General features: G+C 56.5%; 2 rRNA genes. Both read left to right on the top strand.

The window, feature by feature from the left end:
* Positions 1–1,519 (top strand): 23S ribosomal RNA (locus tag D456_RS0123260); the annotation flags it as partial.
* A gap of 77 nt (positions 1,520–1,596) precedes the next feature.
* Positions 1,597–1,712 (top strand): 5S ribosomal RNA (rrf, locus tag D456_RS0123255).
* Positions 1,713–1,760 lie beyond the last annotated feature (48 nt).

The following is a 1,760-nucleotide window of genomic DNA, read 5'->3' as shown; positions in this document are numbered from 1 at the left end:
GCTGGTCTGGGAACCGATCTTGTAGTAGGCAAGTGATGGGGTGACGCAGGAGGGTAGCTCTACCCGGCGGTGGTTGTCCGGGGGTAAGCGTGTAGGCCGGTGTGTTGGTAAATCCGCATGCCGTGGGGCTGAGACGTGATGCCGAGCCGTTTTTGGTGAAGTGAGTGATCCCGTGCTGTCGAGAAAAGCCTCTAGCGAGTTCGTGTGTGGCCAGTACCCTAAACCGACGCAGGTGGTCAGGTAGAGAATACCGAGGCGTTCGGGTGAACCATGGTTAAGGAACTCGGCAAATTGTCCCCGTAACTTTGGGAGAAGGGGAGCCCTGTCTGGTGAAGGAACATGCTTCTGGAGCTGGGTGGGGTCGCAGATAGCGGGGGGAAGCGACTGTTTATTAAAAACACAGGTCCGTGCGAAGTCGTAAGACGCTGTATACGGACTGACGCCTGCCCGGTGCTGGAACGTTAAGAGGACTGGTTAGTGGGGTTCGTCCCCGCGAAGCTGGGAATCTAAGCGCCAGTAAACGGCGGTGGTAACTATAACCATCCTAAGGTAGCGAAATTCCTTGTCGGGTAAGTTCCGACCTGCACGAATGGCGTAACGACTTCCCCACTGTCTCAACCATGGACCCGGTGAAATTGCACTACGAGTAAAGATGCTCGTTTCGCGCAGCAGGACGGAAAGACCCCGGGACCTTCACTATAGCTTGACATTGGTGTTTGGGATGGTTTGTGTAGGATAGGTGGGAGCTGTTGATATTGCCACGCCAGTGGTGATGGAGGCGTTGGTGAAATACCACTCTGACTGTTTCGGGCATCTAACTTTGGACCGTGATCCGGTTCGGGGACAGTGTCTGGTGGGTAGTTTAACTGGGGCGGTTGCCTCCTAAAGAGTAACGGAGGCGCCCAAAGGTTCCCTCAGCTTGGTTGGTAACCAGGTGTTGAGTGTAAGTGCACAAGGGAGCTTGACTGTGAGACGGACGTGTCGAGCAGGAGCGAAAGCTGGGACTAGTGATCCGGCACCGGCGTGTGGAAGCGGTGTCGCTCAACGGCTAAAAGGTACCCCGGGGATAACAGGCTGATCTTCCCCAAGAGTCCGTATCGACGGGATGGTTTGGCACCTCGATGTCGGCTCGTCGCATCCTGGGGCTGGAGTTGGTCCCAAGGGTTGGGCTGTTCGCCCATTAAAGCGGCACGCGAGCTGGGTTTAGAACGTCGTGAGACAGTTCGGTCCCTATCCGCTGCGCGCGTTGGAGACTTGAGAAGGGCTGTCCCTAGTACGAGAGGACCGGGACGGACGTACCTCTGGTGTGCCAGTTGTTCTGCCAAGGGCATGGCTGGTTTGCTACGTGCGGGAGAGATAACCGCTGAAAGCATCTAAGCGGGAAGCTTGCTTCGAGATGAGGTCTCCTGCCTCCGTGAGAGGGTAAGACTCCCTGTAGATGACGGGGTTGATAGGCCGGGTGTGGAAGCCTTGTGAGGGGTGGAGCTGACCGGTACTAATAGGTCGAGGGCTTGTCCGCTGCAGATAATTGGGTGCTCGCGCATGCTTGTTCACTATGGTTTTCCTGTGCCTGTTTGGGTGTGGGTGTTTGGTTTCCGTGGTGGTTATGGTGGGAGGGTTACACCCGGTCTCATTCCGAACCCGGTCGTTAAGTCTCCTTGCGCTGATGGTACTGCCCTGTGGTGGGGTGGGAGAGTAGGTTGCTGCCACGGTTTTTCTTGGGGAGGGGTTGCCTGTTGTGGGTGGCCCCTCTTCTTTTT

The organism is Nocardiopsis kunsanensis DSM 44524 (assembly GCF_000340965.1).
Taxonomy (GTDB): domain Bacteria; phylum Actinomycetota; class Actinomycetes; order Streptosporangiales; family Streptosporangiaceae; genus Nocardiopsis; species Nocardiopsis kunsanensis.
The sequence above is the reverse complement of the archived record's forward strand: the minus strand, read 5'-3'. Positions and strand labels throughout refer to the sequence as shown.